This is a genomic window from Ignavibacterium sp. (genome assembly GCF_025998815.1).
In the GTDB taxonomy this organism is placed as follows: domain Bacteria; phylum Bacteroidota; class Ignavibacteria; order Ignavibacteriales; family Ignavibacteriaceae; genus Ignavibacterium.
This window is the reverse complement of record NZ_AP026678.1, coordinates 1,601,515-1,623,781: the sequence shown is the minus strand read 5'-3', so window position 1 is coordinate 1,623,781 and position 22,267 is coordinate 1,601,515. Positions and strand designations below refer to the sequence as shown.

12 protein-coding genes are annotated in these 22,267 nt (G+C 32.6%); 9 read left to right on the top strand and 3 right to left on the bottom strand.

Annotation, left to right across the window (positions count from 1 at the left end; translation table 11 throughout):
- Nucleotides 1–157 precede the first annotated feature (157 nt).
- The 9 genes from Q0X14_RS06990 to Q0X14_RS06950 all read left to right on the top strand — a co-directional run bounded on the left by Q0X14_RS06990 (nt 158) and on the right by Q0X14_RS06950 (nt 19,471).
- Nucleotides 158–733, top strand: coding sequence for a hypothetical protein (locus Q0X14_RS06990; protein WP_297844353.1), 576 nt, complete (start codon nt 158–160; stop codon nt 731–733).
- Between the two features lie 303 nt (nt 734–1,036).
- Nucleotides 1,037–1,420 (top strand): hypothetical protein, encoded by a 384-nt coding sequence (locus Q0X14_RS06985; protein ID WP_297844352.1) that lies wholly within the window; start codon nt 1,037–1,039, stop codon nt 1,418–1,420.
- Nucleotides 1,420–2,178, top strand: a complete 759-nt coding sequence (locus tag Q0X14_RS06980; protein ID WP_297844351.1) for an ImmA/IrrE family metallo-endopeptidase — start codon at nt 1,420–1,422, stop codon at nt 2,176–2,178. The genes Q0X14_RS06985 and Q0X14_RS06980 overlap by 1 nt, the downstream gene beginning before the upstream one ends.
- A gap of 3,366 nt (nt 2,179–5,544) precedes the next feature.
- On the top strand, nt 5,545–8,430 hold the full coding sequence (locus tag Q0X14_RS06975; RefSeq protein ID WP_297844347.1) for a discoidin domain-containing protein: 2,886 nt from the start codon (nt 5,545–5,547) through the stop codon (nt 8,428–8,430).
- A 1,422-nt stretch (nt 8,431–9,852) separates the two neighbouring features.
- On the top strand, nt 9,853–11,043 hold the full coding sequence (locus Q0X14_RS06970; RefSeq protein WP_297844344.1) for an ATP-grasp domain-containing protein: 1,191 nt from the start codon (nt 9,853–9,855) through the stop codon (nt 11,041–11,043).
- Nucleotides 11,018–11,698 (top strand): PHP domain-containing protein, encoded by a 681-nt coding sequence (locus tag Q0X14_RS06965; RefSeq protein ID WP_297844341.1) that lies wholly within the window; start codon nt 11,018–11,020, stop codon nt 11,696–11,698. Before Q0X14_RS06970 ends, Q0X14_RS06965 begins: the two co-directional genes overlap by 26 nt.
- A 295-nt stretch (nt 11,699–11,993) precedes the next feature.
- Nucleotides 11,994–13,049, top strand: a complete 1,056-nt coding sequence (locus Q0X14_RS06960; RefSeq protein ID WP_297844338.1) for a polysaccharide deacetylase family protein — start codon at nt 11,994–11,996, stop codon at nt 13,047–13,049.
- A gap of 1,265 nt (nt 13,050–14,314) precedes the next feature.
- Nucleotides 14,315–18,181, top strand: a complete 3,867-nt coding sequence (locus tag Q0X14_RS06955; RefSeq protein WP_297844335.1) for a YCF48-related protein — start codon at nt 14,315–14,317, stop codon at nt 18,179–18,181.
- Between the two features lie 300 nt (nt 18,182–18,481).
- Entirely contained in the window at nt 18,482–19,471 is a 990-nt protein-coding gene (locus Q0X14_RS06950; protein WP_297844333.1) for a hypothetical protein, read from the top strand.
- A 316-nt stretch (nt 19,472–19,787) separates the two neighbouring features.
- Here the strand turns inward: Q0X14_RS06950 and Q0X14_RS06945 are convergent, their stop codons facing one another.
- The 3 genes from Q0X14_RS06945 to Q0X14_RS06935 all read right to left on the bottom strand — a co-directional run bounded on the left by Q0X14_RS06945 (nt 19,788) and on the right by Q0X14_RS06935 (nt 22,237).
- Nucleotides 19,788–20,783, bottom strand: coding sequence for a glycosyltransferase family 2 protein (locus Q0X14_RS06945; RefSeq protein ID WP_297844331.1), 996 nt, complete (start codon nt 20,781–20,783; stop codon nt 19,788–19,790).
- A 61-nt stretch (nt 20,784–20,844) separates the two neighbouring features.
- On the bottom strand, nt 20,845–21,801 hold the full coding sequence (locus Q0X14_RS06940) for a glycosyltransferase (protein WP_297844329.1): 957 nt from the start codon (nt 21,799–21,801) through the stop codon (nt 20,845–20,847).
- Nucleotides 21,788–22,237 carry a GNAT family N-acetyltransferase gene (locus tag Q0X14_RS06935; RefSeq protein WP_297844326.1) on the bottom strand — a complete coding sequence of 150 codons (450 nt, stop codon included), beginning with the start codon at nt 22,235–22,237 and terminating at the stop codon, nt 21,788–21,790. The genes Q0X14_RS06940 and Q0X14_RS06935 overlap by 14 nt, the downstream gene beginning before the upstream one ends.
- Nucleotides 22,238–22,267: the final 30 nt, after the last annotated feature.

Here is a 22,267-nt window from a genome sequence, read left to right as displayed (position 1 = left end):
TATTTCGTTACTAACTATACTCATTGTAAAATTTTATTTTTCTCATTAATTCCGACGAAGTAAATCAATACGCCATAAAAATTTTTTATTTTTCTGTGGCGGAATTCCGTTTCTGGCCGGAATTAATGATATATAAGAAATAAGAGGGATGCTTTAATTGTCAATAAATGTTGAAAAAGCTAAAATATTTGAAGAGGTTCTAACCACTAATAAAGGAATACCCAAAAAATGGATATGGGTGTGTTTACGGTATATATATTTTTATTTAGGTAATCACAAAGACAGTTTAGAATTAGCTAAAGACATAATTATGGAAATTGTTGAAAAGACTATCACAGAACAGATAAAATGGGATATGGATAAAGAAACTCTTGACACGCATATGTACAACACCATCTGGAACAAAGTTAGTCACATTGCCGAAAAGCAAAGGAGATTTGTGGAAAATGAACGATATGATGAAAAATCCGGAGTACATTATAGAATTACTGAAGAATTTTCAGATAAGACTAAAGAAGAAATTGATACTATGATTGACAATAATGATCTTATTAAAAAATGCTATGAAGAAATTAATGATGATACTGAAATGGGAATCTTGTTTTTACTTTTACTGGAAGGGAAAACACCAAAAGAAATTGAAAAAGACTATGGCATTCCCACAAAAAAACAGGATGCCATAAAAAAAAGAATTAAAAGAGTTCTTACAAAACATTTTGGAAAAGAATATTAGTAAGAATCTGAAATTCATTTGCACAGTCTGCAAATTCAATGAAGTCACACATCGCTTTCGGGGCAAAATGGGATAATGATAAGTGCCTATAATTAAATAGAGTGATAAAGCAAAACAGGCATCTATGAAAATTAATTTGGAATTTATAAAACTTTCTCGACAGAATGATGTTGAGAATAGATGATATTTTAAATTTGGTCTTCTAAGTATCTGTATGATAAAAATAAACGAGCAAAAATTCCAAACTGTTAAAACAGTTTTAATCGCTAAAAAATATTTGAACGAAACACACCGGGAGGTTATATGAAAAAGGAGGAAATTAAATTACTGGCAGATATCTATGCCGATCCTGACCTCGTTACTCCGGAAGAAATTGAAAAAGAACTGAACGAACTTGGTTTCAATTACAATGAATTCATAACTGCATTATTGGATAAAATAATTGAATTAAAAAGGGAAGCATTGTATAATGAAGGAAGAGAAAAAATAGTAAAGTATTCTTCACTTCTATCCGGGTTGAAAGAAAAACTTAAATTATCTAAGGCAAATAATGAACTGGAGGTGCAGATTAAGCTTGCATTTAATAAACAAGGTGATCTGACAGAAGAAGATATAGAAGAAATTCTGCTAGATCAAAAGAAACTTCTACTATTAAAGGATTTTATTGATAAACAGCAAATCGAATAATGATTGCAAAAGCAAATGCCAGATTAGTAATTGAAAAATTCGGGATTACCAAACCCGAGCATATAGATCTTTATGCAATAGCCGGATATGAAAATATAATTATTGAGGAAGCAAATCTTAAAAATCACTTAGCGCGGATTCATCATACAGAAAATGTCGGATTAATTAAAATTAACAAGGATATTACAGACACAGGACAAAAAAGATTTGTTATAGCACACGAGCTTGGTCATTTTCTAAATGAAAGGAAAAAAGATATTCGCAGTTGCACCTCATCGGATTTGTTAAGTTATAAATCGAAAAAAGAGTTTGAGCGTAATGCTAATATTTTTGCGGCTGAATTACTGATGTATGAAAAATGGTTTTGGGAATTTACAAGAGGTAAAATTCCGGGCGCCAAATTGATTAAAGATTGTGCAGAGTACTTTAAAACTTCTCTAACTTCGGCAGCAATAAGATATGCTGAAATTGGTAATCATCCGGTTGCCATTATTCTGAGCAAAGATAAAAAAGTAATCTGGAGTGCAATTAATAAAAACTTTACTTTCCAATGGATTCCCGCAGGATATAAAGTTAATGCTAATTCATATGCATATGATTATTTTACAACAGGACAAATGGATACTGACATTAACGAAGTGCTGGCTGATGCCTGGTTTTTAGAGGATAAACTTTATAGAAGAAATTACAGAATGTATGAGCAGAATATGTATCTGACTAATTATAAGTCGGTGCTTACGATTTTATGGGAGAGATGAATTAAGAATATTGAAATTAAAAACTCATCCTAAATCCTTCTCTTGTACTTGTCCGCCTTTGGCGGAAAGAGAAGGACTTATTGGTAGTGATAAAAATTATTTGTGATGCTATCGGATTTTTAAAAATGTAGGGAATGGACTCTGTCCATTCCGAAGGAGTGGAATTGCCGGAGGCGATGAATAATGAATATCGAATATCCAATTATGAATATTGAATCTCGAATTTTTAATATCCCCGAAGGGGAGAAATTATTGTAACAATGATGTATCAACAACAAAACAAAATCCCAATAAGGATGAAATTATTAGATATCGAATTTTGTGAATCCCAATAGATACTACATCTATTAATAATATCATCCCTCAGGGATTTCCATTTAATTTTTTCATTTATAAATCTTTATAATAATGTCATCCCTTCGGGATTTCCTTTTAGATTATTACTGATGATTCTATAATAATATCATCCCTTCGGGATTATTAAATGAATTTGATTTATAAACATCGAAATTTGAACTCATTCTAAATCCTTCTCTTGGACTTGTCCGCCTTTGGCGGAAGAGAAGGACTTGTTGGAGAAGATAATGAACATTTTGGTTTATATCGTAAGATTTTTCATCAGTACCAATCATAACAAATCATAAAAATCTGCGTACTATTTTGAATGATGAATATCGAATTATGAATATCGAATCTGGAATTTTTAATATCTCCGAAGGGGAGAAATTGTTGTAACGCAGTTCTATCTCAACAGCAAATAAAAATCCCAGAGGGGGTGAAATTATTGGATATCGAATTTTGTGAATCCCAATAAATACTACATCGATTAATAATGTCATCCCTTCGGGATTAAATTTTAAATAATAAATAATAAACTTCAAATTATGAACTCATCCTAATCCTTCTCTTTAGAAGAGAAGGACTTATTAGTAGTGATAACAATTATTTGTGATGCTATCGGATTTTTAAAAATGTAGGGAATGGACTCTGTCCATTCCGAAGGAGGGGAATTGCTGGAGGCGATGAATAATGAATATCGAATATCGAATTATGAATTTTGAATCTGGAATTTTTAATATCCCCAAAGGGGAGAAATTATTGATACACATTATTTTATTGAAGATTGACTGAAGGATAAAAGATAATTTCATCCCTTCGGGATTTTGGTTCAGATTATTACTGATGATTATATAATAATATCATCCCGTTGGGATTAAATTTTTAATAATAAATAATAAACTTCAAATTATGAACTCATCCTAATCCTTCTCTTCTACAGAGAAGGACTTATTGGTAGTGATAAAAATTATTTGTGATGCTATCGGATTTTAAAAAATGTAGGGAATGGACTCTGTCCATTCCAAAGGAGGGGAATTGCCGGAGGCGATGAATGATGAATATCGAATTATGAATATTGAATCTAGAATTTTTAATATCCCCGAAGGGGATAGATTATTATAACACGAATGCGCCTCAACAACAGGCCCAAAACCCAGAGGGGGTGAAATTATTAGGTATCGAATTTTGTGAAGCCCAATAGATACTACATCTATTAATAATGTCATTCCTCTGGGATTTCGGTTTAAATTATTAATGATGATTCTATAATAATATCGTCCCGTTGGGATTATTAAAAAGTTTTGAATTATTAATGTTGAAATTTGAACTCATCCTAAATCCTTCTCTTGGACTTGTCCGCCTGTGGCGGAAAGAGAAGGACTTATTAGTAATGATAACAAGTATTTGTGATGCTATCGGATTTTAAAAAATGTAGGGAATGGACTCTGTCCATTCCGAAGGACGGGAATTGTCGGAGGCGATGAATAATGAATATCGAATTATGAATATCGAATCTAGAATTTATTAAATCCCTGAAGGGGAGAAATTGTTATAACACGAATTCGTCTCAACAACAAACCAAAAACTCAGAGGGGATGAAATTATTAGATATCGAATTTTGTGAATCCCAATAGATACTACATCGATTAATAATGTCATCCCTCTGGGATTTCGGTTTAAATTATTAATGATGATTCTATAATAATATCATCCCGTTGGGATTTCGAATTAATTTATTCATTTATAAATCTCTATAATAATATCATCCGGTGGGGATTTGAGGTAATCCTTTTGACCGGATATATTACAATAGTGTAATTCCATTTGGATTATAATAAGGTTTTGAATTATTAATGTTGAAATTTGAACTCATCCTAAATCCTTCTCTTGGACTAGTCCGCCTTTGGCGGAAAGAGAAGGACTTGTTGGTAGTGATAACAAGTATTTGTGATGCTATCGTATTCTTTAAAATGTAGGGAATGGACTCTGTCCATTCCGAAGGAGGGGAATTGCCGGAGGCAATGAATAATGAATATCGAATTATGAATATTAAATCTAGAATTTATAATATCCCCAAAGGGGAGAAATTGTTGTAACAATGATGTATCAACAACAAAACAATATCCCAATAGGAATGAAATTATTAATGCACATTAATTTATTGAAGATTATATGAAAGATTAAAGATAATGTCATCCCTTCGGGATTTCGATTTAATGTATTTATTTATTACTAAAATAATGTCATCCCTTCGGGATTTCGGTTTAGATTATTGCTAATGATTCTATAATAATGTCATCCCTTTGGGATTGGGGGTAATTTTTTTTGATGAGATGTGTTACAATAATATCATCCCTTCGGGATTTACATTTAATCATTCATTTATAACACTCTATAATAATGTCATCCCTTCGGGATTGCTATTTAATTTTTTCATTTATAACTCTCTATAATAATATCATCCCGTTGGGATTTTTGCTTATCTTAATTCATTGAAAACACTCTCTCTTTTAAAAGCTATGTAAATAAATAATGTCATCCCTTTGGGATTTAGGATTATTTTAACCGAATGATCCATAAGAGGATTATTAAACTGTATCACTTTGTTACAAAATTTGTTGAGAAAAATATAAAAATTATGAATCTATCCTAAAAAATTGCTTATACCATATTCCGTTTACCTTGAACCTTATACCCACTACTCAACTTCCTAACCCCAACCTCCCAAAATTTCGACCTATAAAATTTTTTCGTCAGGTATTTCGTTTAAATGAAAAATAAGTTAAGTTTGTAGCCCAGAGCGCAAAATTTTTGATACACCTCTAATTGCTGTTCTCCTTATTGCAATGCTCTAAAACTTTACTATTAGCCATTCGGCGTTATAATTTGTCGTTCTTAAGAAATGTTATGTAAAAGTTACCATTATTACGATTTTACATTTTGTCTCAATTTGATTTCATCAAAAATTCATTGGTTCAGTTCGGTACATTTTTGGCTTATAAATGAAAAAATTCAGGAGTAGATATTATGTCACAATTATATTCTGGCTGGTTTAAATCTTTTTTTCAGAAAACAATCCTACTAATAATATTATTATCCTTCTCTTTATTCGCTCAAAACAGATGGTATTTATCACCTACGGGTTCAGGTAACCAGGATGGTCTGAGCAGAGCTAATGCAAGATTTTATACAAATCATGGCACATTAAATATTCAACCTGGTGATACTGTATATTTTGTAGAAGGGTATTATACTCAGCAATTAGATTGGCTGAAAAGCGGAGCACCTGGTGCTTTAATTACTTTAATGCCAGACCCTGCAAATACTGGTGAAGTAGTTTTCAGTAACCCAAATGATTATGCAATAAAGATTACAGGCAGAAGTTATTTAAGATTATATAAACTTAAAATAAGAAATTCATTAGGTGGAGTAAGAGTTGGACAAGGAAAGGTAAAATATCTTGATTCTTTAGACATAAGAAAAAGTGCAAATACTGGAATAAACATTTACGGGAAAGTTAGCACAACAGGTTCATTTGTTTATGACCCAAATTATGACCCTGGTTTACATAGTAATGTTGACAGTGTATTTATAAGATGGTGTTATGTTGCTACTGATACTCAGGTAACTGCTCAGACAGATGTAATTACAGGATATTGGATGCACGGAGTAAGAATAATTGGGAATTATTTATTTCAAGGAAATTATACGGGTGATGGACATAATGATTGCATTCAACTTGGACATGGTCTTGGAGATGTTTACATTACTAATAATGTGTTAATAAATCTTAAACAAGCCAGCTCTCAAATATTTATGAATGGTAATTCTTGGGGAGGTTACAAAACAGTTATTTATAATAATGTTGCTATACATTATGGAGCAGGTGTTGGAATGTGGCAAACCTACGCATATAATGGACTTAATCCAAATGGTGGGATAGCTGATATAAAAAGAGATGGAGAAGTATATTTAATAAATAATACAATGGTTGGGAAAAGATATTTGTTTATGATGACAACATTGCCAGATACGGTAACAGGTAAACAACTTGACAGTTTATATGCAGTTAATAATATCTTTTATCATATACAATCTGATGGTTCAAGAGCTTTAGGAGTACCACGAAAAGCAACAGAAAGTTATAATGCTATGTATATTGATAATAACATACATGCTATCGTAGGTGGAGGAAGCATAAAACATATTGAGGCTTGGTATGGTAATACACCACAAGGTAATTGGACATTAAGCGAATGGAATAATCTTTCATCTATGAAAATGTTAGGTTCAACTACTTCATCACCTACATTCCAAAATCTACAATATAATGCAAATTTATATTGGGAAGAAGATTTAAGATTAACGTCTGGAAGCGTTGGAATAAATGCGGGAAGAAATGATATTAAAATTAAAGGTAATCAGTGGGTTAATCTGAAAACACTTGTTGAATCATTCGGGCTTGAATGGAAAGGATTTGATAATCCTTATGTTAGCTGGAGTAACCCTGTTCCACGCAGTGAAACAGCTCCAACAATAGGTGCATGGGAATTTCCCGGTGGTTCATCAGGCAACCTGCCACCAAATGCACCTTCAAATCCCAATCCATCTAATGGTGCTTCCGGTCAGGCCACATCACTGACACTTACCTGGTCCTGCACTGATCCTGATGGCGATCCGCTTACTTATGATATTTATTTTGGTACAAATAATAATCCACCTCTTGCAGCACAGAATCTCACAAACACTAATTTTGTTCAAAATAATCTGAACGCAGCAACGACATATTACTGGAGAATTGTGGCCAGGGATAATCAGGGGGCTACGAGATCAGGCAGTGTGTGGAGCTTCACAACAGCCAGCACTGACACAATAGCTCCAAGACTTGTTAGTGCAACCTTGATTGATAATATAACGCTTTCACTTACATTTTCGGAAAATCTTAATCCGGCATCTGTTAATAATACAGGGAATTATATTATAAATAACGGAATACAGGTCAACAGTGTTTTACTTAATGGATCAAATATACGATTAAGCACCACACCACATTCACCAGGTTTTTATAATGTAACAGTTAATAATGTTACTGATATGTCGGGTAATCTGATTAATTCCTCTTTTAATTCAGTTTCATATGGATACAACCCTGATACATTGCTGACCATGGTTAAATTTACTCCTTTCAATTCAGATGCATCCAGTGCACCAGATACAAACTTAAACCCATATAAAACATTTGATGGACTTACTGCGAACAGTGGTGATCCTACTACGAGATGGGCCGCACCAGGCTTGCCGCAATGGATTGGTTATGACCTTGGGGATACCAAAATACTGAACAAAACCCGAGTACAGTTTTTCAGATATGCTGAAAGAACTTATCAGTATTCTATTCAGGTTTCTGTTGACTCGGTTAATTGGACTGAAGTTAGAACTAATGTATCTTCTTTACAAGGCGCAGAGTGGGATGAGCAAATTCTGGACGCGGTTCCAGCAAGATATATCAGGATAATTGTATTAAATAACTCAGCTCAAAATAACTGGGCCAGTATCTGGGAAACAGAGTTTTATGGTCAGTTGATGGTTTCTAATAATGAATATAACGATAAAGTTCCTACAGAATTTGTGCTTGAGCAGAATTATCCGAATCCGTTTAATCCGACAACAAAAATAAGATTCAGTTTGCCAGCCTCATCCCTAAATCCCTTCTCCAAAGGAGAAGGGACTTTGATTAGTCTGAAAGTTTATGATTTATTGGGAAATGAAGTAGCAACGCTGGTTAATGAATATAAACAACCTGGAGTTTACGAAGTTGAGTTTGATGCATCGGATTTATCATCGGGGGTATATATTTACAGATTACAGGCGGATGCATTTGTTAATACAAGGAAGATGGTTTTGTTGAGATGATCTTCTGTCAGTAGGCAACTGACAGTAAGCAGTAGGCAATTTGTAGAGACACGCTATGGCGTGTCTTTACTGTTTTAAAGGAGGCCTCACCAAACCTCTCCTGAGGAGAGGCTTTAAAACCCCTGAAGAATGAAATTTTATTCGGTGCTAAGCCGAAAGGCGCCAGTAGGCAATAAGCAAAGTAATAAAAAAGAAAACTCCAAGTGGATGATATTTTTAAAGAAGCAAGCACTAAGGGAATTAGTCTACAGTCTTCAGTCCACAGTCTTCAGTCCACAGTCCACAGGCAACAGTCAGCAGTCTTCAGTGTTCAATAGGCAAAGGCAATTGAGGAAATTAAAGTTCTGATGTATGTTAACCGAAATAAATTCTCTACGGTACTCCATAATGTGTTTATAGCAGCAATATTCTCTGTGTAACTCCGTGTAATGAGAAATATTATAACACGGAGAGAATTGGAGAAATTTCACGGAGAACCACAGAAAATTCAATACCTAAAGATTCGCAAATAAAAATTCCTGATGTTCTTTTGAAAAACCTTTGTGTCCATTTCGGTAAAAATGGAGAGTTGATATAACGAATAAGGGCCTCACCAAACTTCTACTGAGAAAAGCACTAAGAAATAGGATTTTAGGCATAGGTAGTTTTACCGTGATTGGTGAGAGTTGATTATCAAAAACTTGTAAAGACAAGTCTAGGCGTGTCTTCAAATCAGTGGAAAAAGATGGATTTATTTTGAAGGATAAAGTTGAGAAATTGAAAGACAGGCGAGAAAAAGCGAAATGCGGGCCTCACCAAACATCTCCAAAGGAGAGGCTTTTATTAAATTAAGGTTAAAAAAGTCATATTAAAAAATTTGACATCAGGGTTATTTGAGAGAGAACTTTGGTATAGCATAATAATTGCATTTCAACTTTTCATAATTTTTAAGAAGGGTTTTTTTAACATTTATAGATACACACCATGGCTTGTCTCTACTTGCTCATTGAGACTCTTTAAACAAATCAAAACGAAGTATTTTTTATAAATTAATTGGATTAAATATTATAGTTCTATAGACATTGTTCTAAAGACTGAATTTTTAGCTAATACTGGGATAAATAAAAAATCACAAAGTAGCAAGAATAGTAAATATCACAAGATTTTTTTTAATCTATTCTACTCTTAATTTTATTTAAAAATTCTCAAAAAAAAACAATTCTGGTATTATTTTACATTTTAAGAATTCTCTCTTATCATTTAAGCATTATATTAAATAAAATGAGGCATATTGATTGAGTAGATTTGTATGTGAAAAAGTTAATAATAAAATAAAAATACTGAAGTTGGTTTCCTTATTCCGAAAATAACTATTTTTAAATTATGTAATTAAAAATCAAGTTATACAAGCCTTATATTATATTGAATTAAAATAATTATTCTATGCGACTTAATGTTATAGTAACCGACGGAAATTATCAGAATACAAATGCAATAATTAGAGCTTTGAAGTCCAAAGGATTAAAGGTAGGTGTAATCTTAAATTCAATTACTGACCTTAACTTTTACTCTGTCCTGCCTGATAAAAAATTTTTTTTCAAAACAAATTTGTTAAAAAGTTCAGAACAGAATGATTTTGAAAAGTATTGGCAGGAGCTTGAGGTTATTTTAAGAAATAACCCAGTTGAAGTTTTTATGCCTGTCGGTAATATCTCCTGCAGATTTGCTTCTTTGTATAAAAATAAAATTGAACAATATGCAAAGGTGCCTGTTGTTGAAATTGAAACAATGGAGATAGCTCAGAATAAACAATTAACATTTAATTATGCAGAAAAATTAGGAATTCCAATACCCAAAACAATTGAACTTAATAATAAGACCGAAATAAATGATTCATTCCTAAACTCAATCCCTTACCCCTGTGTTATTAAAAAAACTAATTATAATGAAGGTGGTGTAATTTATTGTAATAATAGGAATGAATTAAAAAATCATCTTCTGTTGTACCAGGAAAATAAGAAAAATATTAAAACATTCCCTGTAATTCAGGAATACATTAAAGGAACTGGGGCAGGATATTATGGTATTTATCAAAACGGAGCGTGTAAAGGATATTTTATGCACGAAAGAATTCATGAATTTCCGATTACTGGTGGTGCAAGCACACTGGCCAGAAGTGCTTATAATGAAAAATTAAAATATTTAGGTGATAAATTGCTTCAAGAACTTAAATGGCAGGGAGTTGCAATGGTTGAATTCAAAAAGACTTCTGAAAATGAATTTGTACTTATGGAAGTAAATCCGAAATTCTGGGGGTCATTAGAACTTAGTTATGCAGCCGGAATAAATTTCCCTTATCTAAATTATCTTATAGCACTCGGTAAAGATGTTCCAGCATCCGATTACAAAACAGACATCTATTTCCGATGGGTTTTTCCTTACGATTTATTATGGCTTTTATATTCAGATAAGAAAAACAGAATAGAATTCAGAAAGATTAAAAAAAATCATAAAATATTCAGCAATCTTCATTTTGATGATCCCTTTGTATTGCTTCATAATTTTTTACATTTTTTCATAAAATTACTTAAAATAAAGAAATATCCACATGGACATATTAAACAAGAAAATTAATTTCCATATTCATACAAAATATTCATTTGACAGTTTACTTGAGCCTTCTTTCATAGTTGATTATTTATTTCAGAACGGATTTGATGCAGCAATAATCACTGACCATAATACAATTAAAGGTGCTGTTGAAGCTCAAGAATATGCCACAAAAAAGTACAAAGATAAATTTACTGTAATAATTGGGGAAGAAGTGAAATCCGATATCGGTGATATTATTGGTTTTCCATTAGAAGAGGAAGTTGAACCCGGAGATTGGGAAACAGTGGTAATGAAAATGAAACAGCAAGGTGCATTTCTCTGTCTGCCTCATCCATATAAATCACACAATCTTTTTTTAATTCATCAGGAAGAATTCATAAATCAATTTGATTTTATAGAAATTTTTAATGCAAGAATAAATGATAAACTTAATGAACATGCATTTAACCTTGCTGAAAAGTATAAAAAAATAAAAATAGTTGGTAACGATGCTCATGTAAAATCAGATTTATTAAACTGCTCCAATTATTATGACGGAAGTTTAGAAACGCCGGTGTTTACAACAAATAAAACTCATTTAAGAAATGTTAGACATAGTCAGATAATAAATTATTATAAAAAGAGGAATATCGCTGAGACTTTAAAGTATTCTTTACTATATTTTATTGGTAAATAAAATGATAAATATTAGTATAAATCCAAAAAATTTATCAGAGAAAAAGTATATACTTGATATAATTTTCAATGAATTCTTAGGAATCAACTATTTACTAGATTTTGAAAACATTGAGAATACTTATAGAATAAGATTTTCAACCAATAAATCATTGATCATTTATGATGCTTTCTGGAATAAATTAGAAAATGAAAAAGATTACCTTAATAAAAATTACATACCTGTTGAAATCAAGTATATAAAAAGTAAATTTACTTTTGAAAATGATTTGCCTGTGCTTTATGGAAATCCGGTTTTGAGCGAAAAAGAAGATAGTATAGTTTGTGAGGCGGATATTTTTGCCGGGGTATACTTCTTTTTAACCCGATGGGAAGAATATATTTCAGAAGATATGGACCAGTATGGAAGGTTCAAATATAAAAACTCTGTGGCGTATAAATTCAATCTTGTACATCGGCCGGTTGTAAATGAATATGCTGAATTTTTATGGAATATAATAAAATATTTAGACCCTTCCATTAAAAGAGTTCAAAGAAAATACCTCCCGGTAATTACACACGACATAGATGCACCTCTCAGGTTACTTGATTTAAAGATGCTGAGAAATTCATTCTTCAGAAATTTGATAAAAAGAAAAAATTATAGTAATGCACTCAGAGATATACCGGTTTATTTTATAAATAAATTTAACCCGAGGTTTGATCTTGGTAACACTTACGAACTTCTTATGGATGCCTCAGAGTCTATTGGAGTGAAATCAAATTTCTTTTTTATACAGTCAGAAAAAACAAAATTCGATCCCGGTTATGATAATAGAAGTAAATTATTACAGAATATATTCAAGAAAATTAAGGACAGGGGGCACAATATAGGTATTCATTCAAGTTACTATTCACTTGAAAACGCGGAAAAATGGAAAAATGAATATCATGAATTATGTAATGCAACCGGGGTAAAAATTAAAAACGGAAGGCATCATTATTTAAGATTTAAAGTGCCTTTTACCTGGCAGGTGTGGGATGATAATGGGTTAGAATCAGACCATACTTTGGGATTTGCTGAGATGGAGGGGTTCAGGTGCGGTACCTGTTATTCTTATAGTGTTTATAATTTTTTAACCCGAAAAAAACTTAAATTAAAAGAATCACCATTGATTTTAATGGAAGTGAGTGTTACTGAGTATCAGAAACTGGACAAACCTGAACAGTTTGCGGAAAAACTAAAGAATGTCGTAAATATAGTTAAAAGATATAATGGCGAGTTTGTTTTTCTATATCATAATTCATTCTTTGACACAAAATATCTTACCAAAGAAAAGTATTGGGAGTGGATCAGTATAATTAGTGATTAAAAGGAGTTTTAAGAATTTAATTCTATTGAATATTTTGATTGGGAAGCAAGACCTGATAGGCCTCACCAAACCTCTCCTAAGGAGAGGCTTAGAAAAATGATTTTGGATATAAGAAGTGTTAGCTTGATTTGTAAGAATTGATTACCAAAAACTTGTAGAGACAAGTCATGGCGTGTCTTTACTATTTTAAAGGAGGCCTCACCAAACCTCTCCAAAGGAGAGGCTTTCATTAAATCAAGGTAAACAGTTAAATGTAAAAAGTCATAATAGATTTTTTAGGATGAGGATTTTAATATATCATTATGATGATTTGAGTTATTGTATTTGCTTTGAAATGTTGACAAGAAAACTGCAGAGACACGCTATAGCGTTTTAAAAGGGTCATACCAAACCTTTGCAAAGGAGAGACTCTAATAGCATGGAGAATTAAATTTTATTGAGTGTCAGGTTGGGAGGTTCCAATAGGCAATAAGTAAAGTAAAATAAATAAATCCCAAGGGGATGATATTTTTATAGAAGAAAGTACTAAAGGAACTAGTCCCACAGTCCACAGTCAGCAGTCTACAGTATTCAATAGGCAAAGGCAAGTAAGGAAGTTAAAGGACAGATGTGTGTTAACCAAAATAAATTCTCTGCGGTACTGCATATTGTGTTTATAGCACAAATATTCTCTGTGTAACTCTGTGTAATGAAAAATAATATAACACGGAGATAAGCTGAGAAATTTCACGGAGAACCACAGAGAATCCAATACCTAAAGATTCGCAAATAAAAATTCCTGATGTTCTTTTGAAAAATCTTTGTGTTCATTTCGTTAAAAATGGAGAGTTGATATAACGAATAAGGGCCTCACGAAACCTCTCCAAAGGAGAGGATTTTAAATTAAACTTTTTCAAATATGAAAGATCATTAATCAAATTAAAAGGTCTCATCAAAGTTTTTAAGTAAAATATTTAATCAGCTGGGCTTGTCTTGAATTTAATCGTAATTGTTATTCTTCCCATCTCTCAAATCAATTTGTCCAAAATAAATCATAAATGCTATTTATTCGCAAAATAAGAATAAATATGTTGAAAAAGCCCCGGAAATCGATAAAAATCAGGCATATTCATTGAAAATAAATCTCATTCATTTTCATTTTTTAGTAAACATAGTGAATTTAATATGACAACTGAGAATAGTTATTCAACAAACATCTTTAAGAATTTTTGCTTTTCTTTTAAGGAATTTTTAAGTTTCAAGTGTTCACAGAGAGGGGCTGTGCTATGAAAATCATCTTACTTATTTTCTCCTTTTTACTGATTTCTAACTCAATACAAGCTCAATGGACCGATATTAATCCAGTACCGGAAGGTAATACTTTATGGAGTACTTTTTTTATTAACGATTCAGTTGGGTGGATTGCCGGTTCAGATGGTTTTATTAAAAAAACCACCGACGGTGGGATTGAATGGATTCAACAAAATATCAGTACCAGCGCCGAAATTAAATCGATATTCTTTATTTCGATTGATACCGGATGGATTTGCGGTGAACAAGGAATATTGTTAAAAACGATTAATGGTGGATATAGCTGGATTTCATTAAACTCCGGAACAACCGAGCGATTAAATCAAATTAAATTTTACAATAAGTTAAATGGCATTGCAGTGGGTGATAAAGGCATAATAATCAGGACTACAGATGGGGGTATTTCGTGGAGTCAGGTTTATAATAATAACTTAATTGAATTACTTTCTGCAGATTTAGCTTCTGACAATATTTTTTATACGACCGGATATGAGCCAGGATCTAATTCTCCCAAAATTCTAAAATCAACCGATGCGGGCATTAATTGGATTGATTTATCTTCGAATTTAAGTGGGTTAGTTGGTTCCTTAAATACAGTTGAATTTGTTAATGCTGATACGGGTTTTGCCGGAGGGGGAGAATTTTACTTTAGCATTGGGTTTATTCTTAAAACAACCGATGGTGGAATCACCTGGCAACAAAAGAGCTTACCACTGCCAAGAAATGACAAACCTTTTGAAAATCATAAAATTTTAATTGATGATGAATATTACGGTATCCGTGCTATTTATTTCAAGGATGAGAATACAGGTTTTGCAGTTGGTGGAAATGGAGGAGGATGGCGAAGGGTAATCCTTTCAACTACCGATGCCGGTTCGACATGGGGATTGAAATATCACGGTATGGAGGAGTATGGTTTACTTTCAGTATCCGTTACTGAAAGTGGTTTTGGAATTGCAACAGGTTTCAATGGATCGATTTTCAGAACTGAGAATAATGGTGTTAACTGGTTTCAGCAACTCAGCGGTGGAGTTAATTATGGGGGCAAGGAAAAACTTAATTGTGTTTCTTTTATTACTGACTCTTTTGGATGGACGGGTGGTACCAGACAAAGTTTTGGTGGTAATGAGGATGGATATTTATTAATGAAAACCACCAATGGCGGGAAGCTCTGGGTTACGAATACATATTATTACGATATACCATTATATCTTCGTGACATATTTTTTATTAACGAAAATTTTGGTTGGATTGCTACTTCTGATGGAATACAATATACTACCGACGCCGGTAATACCTGGGGTTATAATAATCAAATTACAAGTGTGTCATCAATTTTCTTCATTGACCATAATACAGGATGGCTTTTATCCGATAATACCTACTTTAAGAATAACAAATCGTTTCAAGTAAATAATGTAATTGCCAAATCAACCGATGGCGGAGTTAGCTGGACTGTGAAGAGTACACCGGGAGGTAATTCAATTTATTTCTCAGATTCATTAAATGGTTGGGTAGCAGGAGATAACGGAAACATAAGGAAAACAACAGACGGAGGCGAAACCTGGATAAATAAATTAAGCGGTACAGTATCAGATTTAAAGTCAATTAAGTTTTTTAATAATAACCTTGGTGCAGTTGCTGGCAGTAACAGCACATTTCTGATTTCAACAGATGGGGGTGAAACATGGTTATCAAGAAATACAAATACCAACACAGCATTTAATTCAATTACATTCATCGATGCAAATTCAATCTGGTTGGTTGGAGATAACGGAACAATTTTATTTACCGATGACCTTGGAAATACCTGGACAAACTATGGTAACATTACAAACAAAAATCTGAAAAGCATTTACAAGAAAAATGATAACTCAGTTTTTATTGCCGGACATCAGGGCGCTATGTTAAGATATTTTAATAACACACAACAACCACCTATGCACTTCAATAAAAACTGGAGTGGTAATCCTTATCTTCCAATGAACATTTATATCACCTCAGCTAAGATTGAGAATGCTTCATTAAAAGCAGGTGATGAAATTGCTGTTTTCAGTAGTGGTAATTGTGTTGGGTCTATACGACTAAATGATTCAATTCCGCAAAACGGTTTTGTTCAGATAATTACCTCATTGGATGATCCGAATACGAATGAAGTAGATGGTTTCATACCAAACGATACTATTGTATTCAAGTTCTGGAATTCACAAACCCAGCAGGAAATAGAATTAGTGATTGCCTCATATACACAGGGAACAGGACGTTTCATTCAGCAGGGAACTTCCGTAGTTAATTTAAATGGATATAATTATCTGACGCAAAGCGTTGGGCTGACAGGCGGATGGAATATAATATCGCTTAATGTTCAGCCAGATAACATTAATATGATGAGTATATTCAATTCTTTAATAAGCGGGGATGTTTTAATCAAGGTGCAGGATGAAACAGGAAATGCAATCGAGAAGCTACCGGAACCAATCGGATGGATAAATAATATAGGAAACTGGAGTCCTACTGAAGGGTATTATACTAAAATTCAACCCAATTCAGCAGCTTCCCTCATTACAACCGGAATAAAAGTTCCGCTTCCGCAAAATATTATTTTAACAAATGGATGGAATATTATCAGTTATCCTGTTCAGACAGAACAGAATGCACTTCTGATACTTCAGGACCTTATAAATAACGGAAAGCTGGTAAAGGTTCAGGATGAAGCGGGAAATGCAATTGAATATTTACCCGAGCCGATTGGCTGGATAAACAATATTGGAAATTTCAAACCGGGAGAAGGATATTATTTGAAAGTGAATTCAATTGCATCGTTAACATATACAGAATCTGCATTACCCAAATCAATTGAATTAAATAAAAATATTATTGCGGAAAAGAACAATACTTCGCACTTCACACAGATTTGGAGTGATAATCCATATCTTCCAATGAATATTTATGTGACTGATTTTAATTTACCTGATGGAAGTTCATTAATTCAGGGGGATGAAATCGGAATATTTTACTCAGATATTTGCATTGGTGCTGCTCAGATAAGTCAGAACGATATAAATCGTGGTTATGTTCAGATTATTTTATCGGCCGATGATCCAACAACAATCGAGACAGATGGTTTTGTTGCTGGAAATTCTATCATTGTAAATGTTTGGAAGGCAAATCAGAATCAATTCATTACAATTTCAAATCCCGTATTTCTTTCAGGTTCAGAATTTTTTGAACCTCTGGGAACATCTGTTATCAGGTTTAATACAGTTATACCAGTCGAATTAATTTCTTTTGGTGCTTTAGTAAATAATTCAGATGTACGGTTAAGCTGGAGTACTTCAACCGAATTAAATAATCGTGGATTTGAAATTGAGAGAGGTCAAAAGCCAAAAGTCAAAAGTCAAATTGATTGGGAAAGCATTGGCTTTATAAACGGTAAAGGAACAACTACTGAAACTCAGAATTATTCTTTTGCTGATAAAAACCTATTACCGGGTAAGTATTACTACAGACTGAAGCAAATAGATTTTGATGGAAAATTTAGTTTTTCCGGAATGATAGAAGTAAATGTTGATTTACCTACAGAGTTTGCACTTGAGCAGAATTATCCGAACCCTTTTAATCCGACAACAAAAATCAGTTGGCAGTCGCCAGTAGGCAGTTGGCAAACATTAAAAGTATTTGATATACTTGGCAATGAAGTTGCAACATTAGTGGATGAGTATAAAGAGCCAGGCAGATATGAAGTTGAGTTTGATGCATCGGATTTATCATCGGGGGTATATATTTACAGATTACAGGCGGATGCATTTATCAGTACGAAGAAAATGGTATTGCTAAGGTAAAGCTATAATCAAATAGATTGAATGTAGGGGATGAGCTTGCTCATCCCGAAATGTGGCTGAAGCCGAAGGGTAGATTAAATGATAATTAGTTATATTTCCTTGTGCCAGTTGACTAAAGTCAACTGTAATAGAGTTTAAGGCCTCACCAAACTTCTCCAAAGAAGAGGCTTAGAAAAATGATTTTGGATATAAGAAGTATTAGTTTTATTTATAAAAATTGACTACCAAAATTTTGTAGAGAGAATCTTTGGCGTGTCTCTACATTAAGTCAGGATTGGAAACTTAAAATATTTCTTTAATATGATTAAAATATTAACTGCGGTTTTATTCTTTTCACAAATACTCAATGCTCAACAAGGCGATATTTCGATCATTGAAAATTCAAATCATTTTATCCCTGTGTGGAATAACAACCCATATCTCCCGATGAATATTTATGTATCTGCAGCAATTTTGGATGGACTTCCGCTTGAAGATGGTGATGAAATAGGAATATTTAATGATAATATTTGTGTGGGAAGTAAAAAGTTAAGCTCTCCGATTAATCCGGTAAGTCCAATATCAATTATTGCATCAACAGATGATCCTCTTACTACTCAGAAAGATGGCTTCACGCCGGGGGACACAATAATTTTCAAAATATGGAAATCATCTTTGTCAAAAGAAATTTTTAATTGTGTCCCAACTTATTTGACAGGGCAGGGATATTTTATTTCGCTAGGGTCTGCATTAGTTAGTCTTGATTGTTTTAGTAAATTGAAAATAGCTCCGTTAAAACTATTAATTGAAGGGCTTTTCAACGGAATTAAAATGATGCCGGATACCGTTGTTGTTCAACTAAGAGATAATTTAAGTCCCTATCAATTGCTAGATCAAACAAAACTATTGGTTGACAGTACCGGTAGTTCAATAGCAGAGTTTGATTCAATGAGAATCGGAAGACAATTCTATATTGTGATAAGACACCGCAACTCAATCGAAACCTGGAGTAAAAATCCGCAGGTATTTAATTCCGGGATTACAGCATATGATTTTACAAGCGATTCAACTCAGGCATTTGGGAATAATTTAGTTTTTAAGGCGGGGAAGTGGTGCATTTACAGCGGCGATGTAAATCAGGACGATGTAATTGACTCACTGGATTTGAACCTGGTTTTTACTGATAATGTGATGGGTGCCGAAGGTTATATACCAACAGATTTAAATGGTGATGGATTGACTGAAATAGAAGATTTGGTATTAGTTTATTTGAATGCCCGAGGAATGATAAGCACAATGAAACCCGAATAACTTATTTCCATAATTAAACCTTTTTTAATCTTAAGTTTTTGTATTGCAGTGAGTATGCATAGAAAAAAGTTGAATAGATTAAAATCTTTTGGTTGCTTTATAGATGAAAATAACAGGAACACAGATTTAACTGATTTTTACTGATTTAAAGAGATTTATTTTCAGTAAGTCAAATTATAATTATCTGCTAACCCTCTTTTATTAAACTCTTAATAATCCTTTGCGAGCCTTGTGGTAAAAAATAATGGGGATGCGGTCTTAACTGATTTTGACGGCTGCACACAGATTTATTTTAAGTAAAAGCTGAGAATGCAGATTAAATTTTATTTAAAAGTTTATTTATTCTTATCTCCATAGACCAAAAGAATAATTTTAAGGTTCTGGCCAGTTTAAGACCCAAAATCTTTCTCATAATAAAAAACCTAAAAGATTCCATTTTCTGGGGGATATTACCGTCTAAAGATAAAATTTTTTTCTTCAGGGAATGGATTTCAGGTATTTCATCATCTTCAAATAATAATTTTGAATAAAAATTTTGCAGGAATATCCGGCAAGCAGTCTTCATACTTTCATTATTATTAAAATTAAGTGCATTATTAACAATTTCAAGGTTTGCGTTAATAAGTGATACTATTTTCCTTTTTGATTTATTATTACTTATACTGGACAAATTTCCTGTGCGATAATAACATTTCGCTTCAGGTACAAATTTTACAAACTTACTTGAAGCGACAACTCTGGAAAAGTATTCCCCATCCTGATTAAGTAAGATATTTTCATTCCAGGTACCAGCTTTTTCAGTGATTCTCCGGTTTACAAGCCAACAATGAGGATAAATAACCGAATTATCTTTAAGATGCAATTGAAGCCAATTTTCCGGAGAAAGATCCTGCCAGAGAGAGTTTGGAATAAATCTGGTTTTAGAAATATCTTCATAAAATTTTGCAAAGGAGCAGGACAATAAAATTTCTGTATCTTTAACAAACTTTACTACTTCCAACTGGGATTCAATTTTATATTTATCCAACAGATCATCTGAATCAAGCCACTGGATATAGTGTCCATTAGAAACTGACAAAGCTTTATTTCTGGCAGAACAAGCCCCTTTATTTTCCTGCCTGATTGCCTTGATAATTTCAGGAAATTTTTTCTGATATTCTTCTATAATATTCCAGCTATTGTCAGTTGAGCCGTCATCAACTATGATTATTTCAATATTTTTGTATGACTGGTTTATTGCAGACAAAATTGTTTGACTCAGCCATTCAGATGAGTTATAAACAGGTATGCAGATTGATACAATGGGTAACATTGAGTATTTGCAACTCTTAAATTAATTATATAAAAATTTATAGTGTGATTTGGAAGTAAATTTATAAATTATTTTTAAAGAATATTTTCCTAAAGAATTTCACTACTCTTCTTTTAATCCTAAGATAAAGCACCACTAAAAATAGTGAAAGCTGCGTAGCATCAAGATATTTCCTGTAATATTTATTAAAGTTTTTAATAAGTTTTAATGGATGACTCAGTTCTGATTTAATATAGGAATAAAACTCATATAAGCCACGGTCGATTAAATTTATGTTATTCTCCTCAATTCCAAGAATTTTATAGAATTCTCTAAACCTTTCCAATCTTTTTTCTCTTTTTGCAAGGTTATCAAAAGAGGACCAGACTCCTTCGCCGGATTCGCGATAGCAAGCGGTAACTTCGTCCAGATAATAAATATCACCCATCAGAGAGCAATAATAAGCAACTAATCTGTCGCCAGAGGGATAAGAAGAATGTCTTTGCCTAAAAGTAATTAATCCAGGAAAGTTACGCATTAAAATTGTTTGCGTTGCGGGAATAAAATTTTTGACTACATCTTTGGTCTTAAAGATTCTTTGGGGATACCTCTCAATTCGGAAGAAATTTCCATCTCTATCAATGACATTTCTGGCAGTAAAGCACATTGAATACTCCGGATGAGCTTCGAGAATATCCACCTGTTTTTGCAGTTTATACGGGTCTGTCCAGTAGTCGTCACCTTCACAAAGTGCAATGTATTTACCGCGTGCTTTTGGCCAAACATAAGTTGGCAATGGCATTATACCTTTCGACCATTGATTTTCTTTTTGGTATATACAAACAAAGAGATCAGGATATTTGTTCTCATATTCTCGAATAATATCTGCGGTTCTGTCAGTCGAGGCATCATCGTGGATAATAATTTCAAAAGGGAAGTCCGTTTTTTGCATTATGAATCCCTCGAGTGCATCACGGATATATTTTTCGTGATTATATGTGATACAACAAATAGATACCTTATAATTATTTGATTTCATATTGCATTATTATTGTATCTTCTTTTTTATCAATTGTGTAAAAATTAAATTTTTCATACAGTTTTCTTGCCTTGTAGTTCTCAATCCCAACTTCGAGTCTTATAAATTTAAAATTTTTGTTTTTGGCAAATTCAATAACAGTATCAATTAATCTTTTACTCAAACCCAAACCTCGATATGATTTATTTACACACAAAGATGATATAAAAGCGATTTTATTTTCAAAATCATTACAATAAAAGGCAACAATTCCAACTATTTTATCGCCACTTACTAAAGTATTAATTTCCGCTTTATCTAATAATTTCCTACTATAATCTGATATATTTACTCTGCTTGAAAGTTTTGGTATAAAATCATTATCGCAATCTTCAAGTAAACGTATAAGTTCATTTAGCTTGATGTTTTTAGATTGAATTTTAATTTTGTTTGACATCATGGAAAAAATATTGCTGGAAATTCAAAT

What these genes read in the sequence shown, in the direction of transcription:
- Q0X14_RS06940 (WP_297844329.1), bottom strand. Translation starts at nt 21,801, where the DNA reads ATGAAATCAAATAATTATAAGGTATCTATTTGTTGTATCACATATAAT.
- Q0X14_RS06945 (WP_297844331.1), bottom strand. Translation starts at nt 20,783, where the DNA reads ATGTTACCCATTGTATCAATCTGCATACCTGTTTATAACTCATCTGAA.
- Q0X14_RS06985 (WP_297844352.1), top strand. Translation starts at nt 1,037, where the DNA reads ATGAAAAAGGAGGAAATTAAATTACTGGCAGATATCTATGCCGATCCT.
- Q0X14_RS06965 (WP_297844341.1), top strand. Translation starts at nt 11,018, where the DNA reads ATGGACATATTAAACAAGAAAATTAATTTCCATATTCATACAAAATAT.
- Q0X14_RS06970 (WP_297844344.1), top strand. Translation starts at nt 9,853, where the DNA reads ATGCGACTTAATGTTATAGTAACCGACGGAAATTATCAGAATACAAAT.
- Q0X14_RS06955 (WP_297844335.1), top strand. Translation starts at nt 14,315, where the DNA reads ATGAAAATCATCTTACTTATTTTCTCCTTTTTACTGATTTCTAACTCA.
- Q0X14_RS06950 (WP_297844333.1), top strand. Translation starts at nt 18,482, where the DNA reads ATGATTAAAATATTAACTGCGGTTTTATTCTTTTCACAAATACTCAAT.
- Q0X14_RS06975 (WP_297844347.1), top strand. Translation starts at nt 5,545, where the DNA reads ATGTCACAATTATATTCTGGCTGGTTTAAATCTTTTTTTCAGAAAACA.
- Q0X14_RS06935 (WP_297844326.1), bottom strand. Translation starts at nt 22,237, where the DNA reads ATGTCAAACAAAATTAAAATTCAATCTAAAAACATCAAGCTAAATGAA.
- Q0X14_RS06980 (WP_297844351.1), top strand. Translation starts at nt 1,420, where the DNA reads ATGATTGCAAAAGCAAATGCCAGATTAGTAATTGAAAAATTCGGGATT.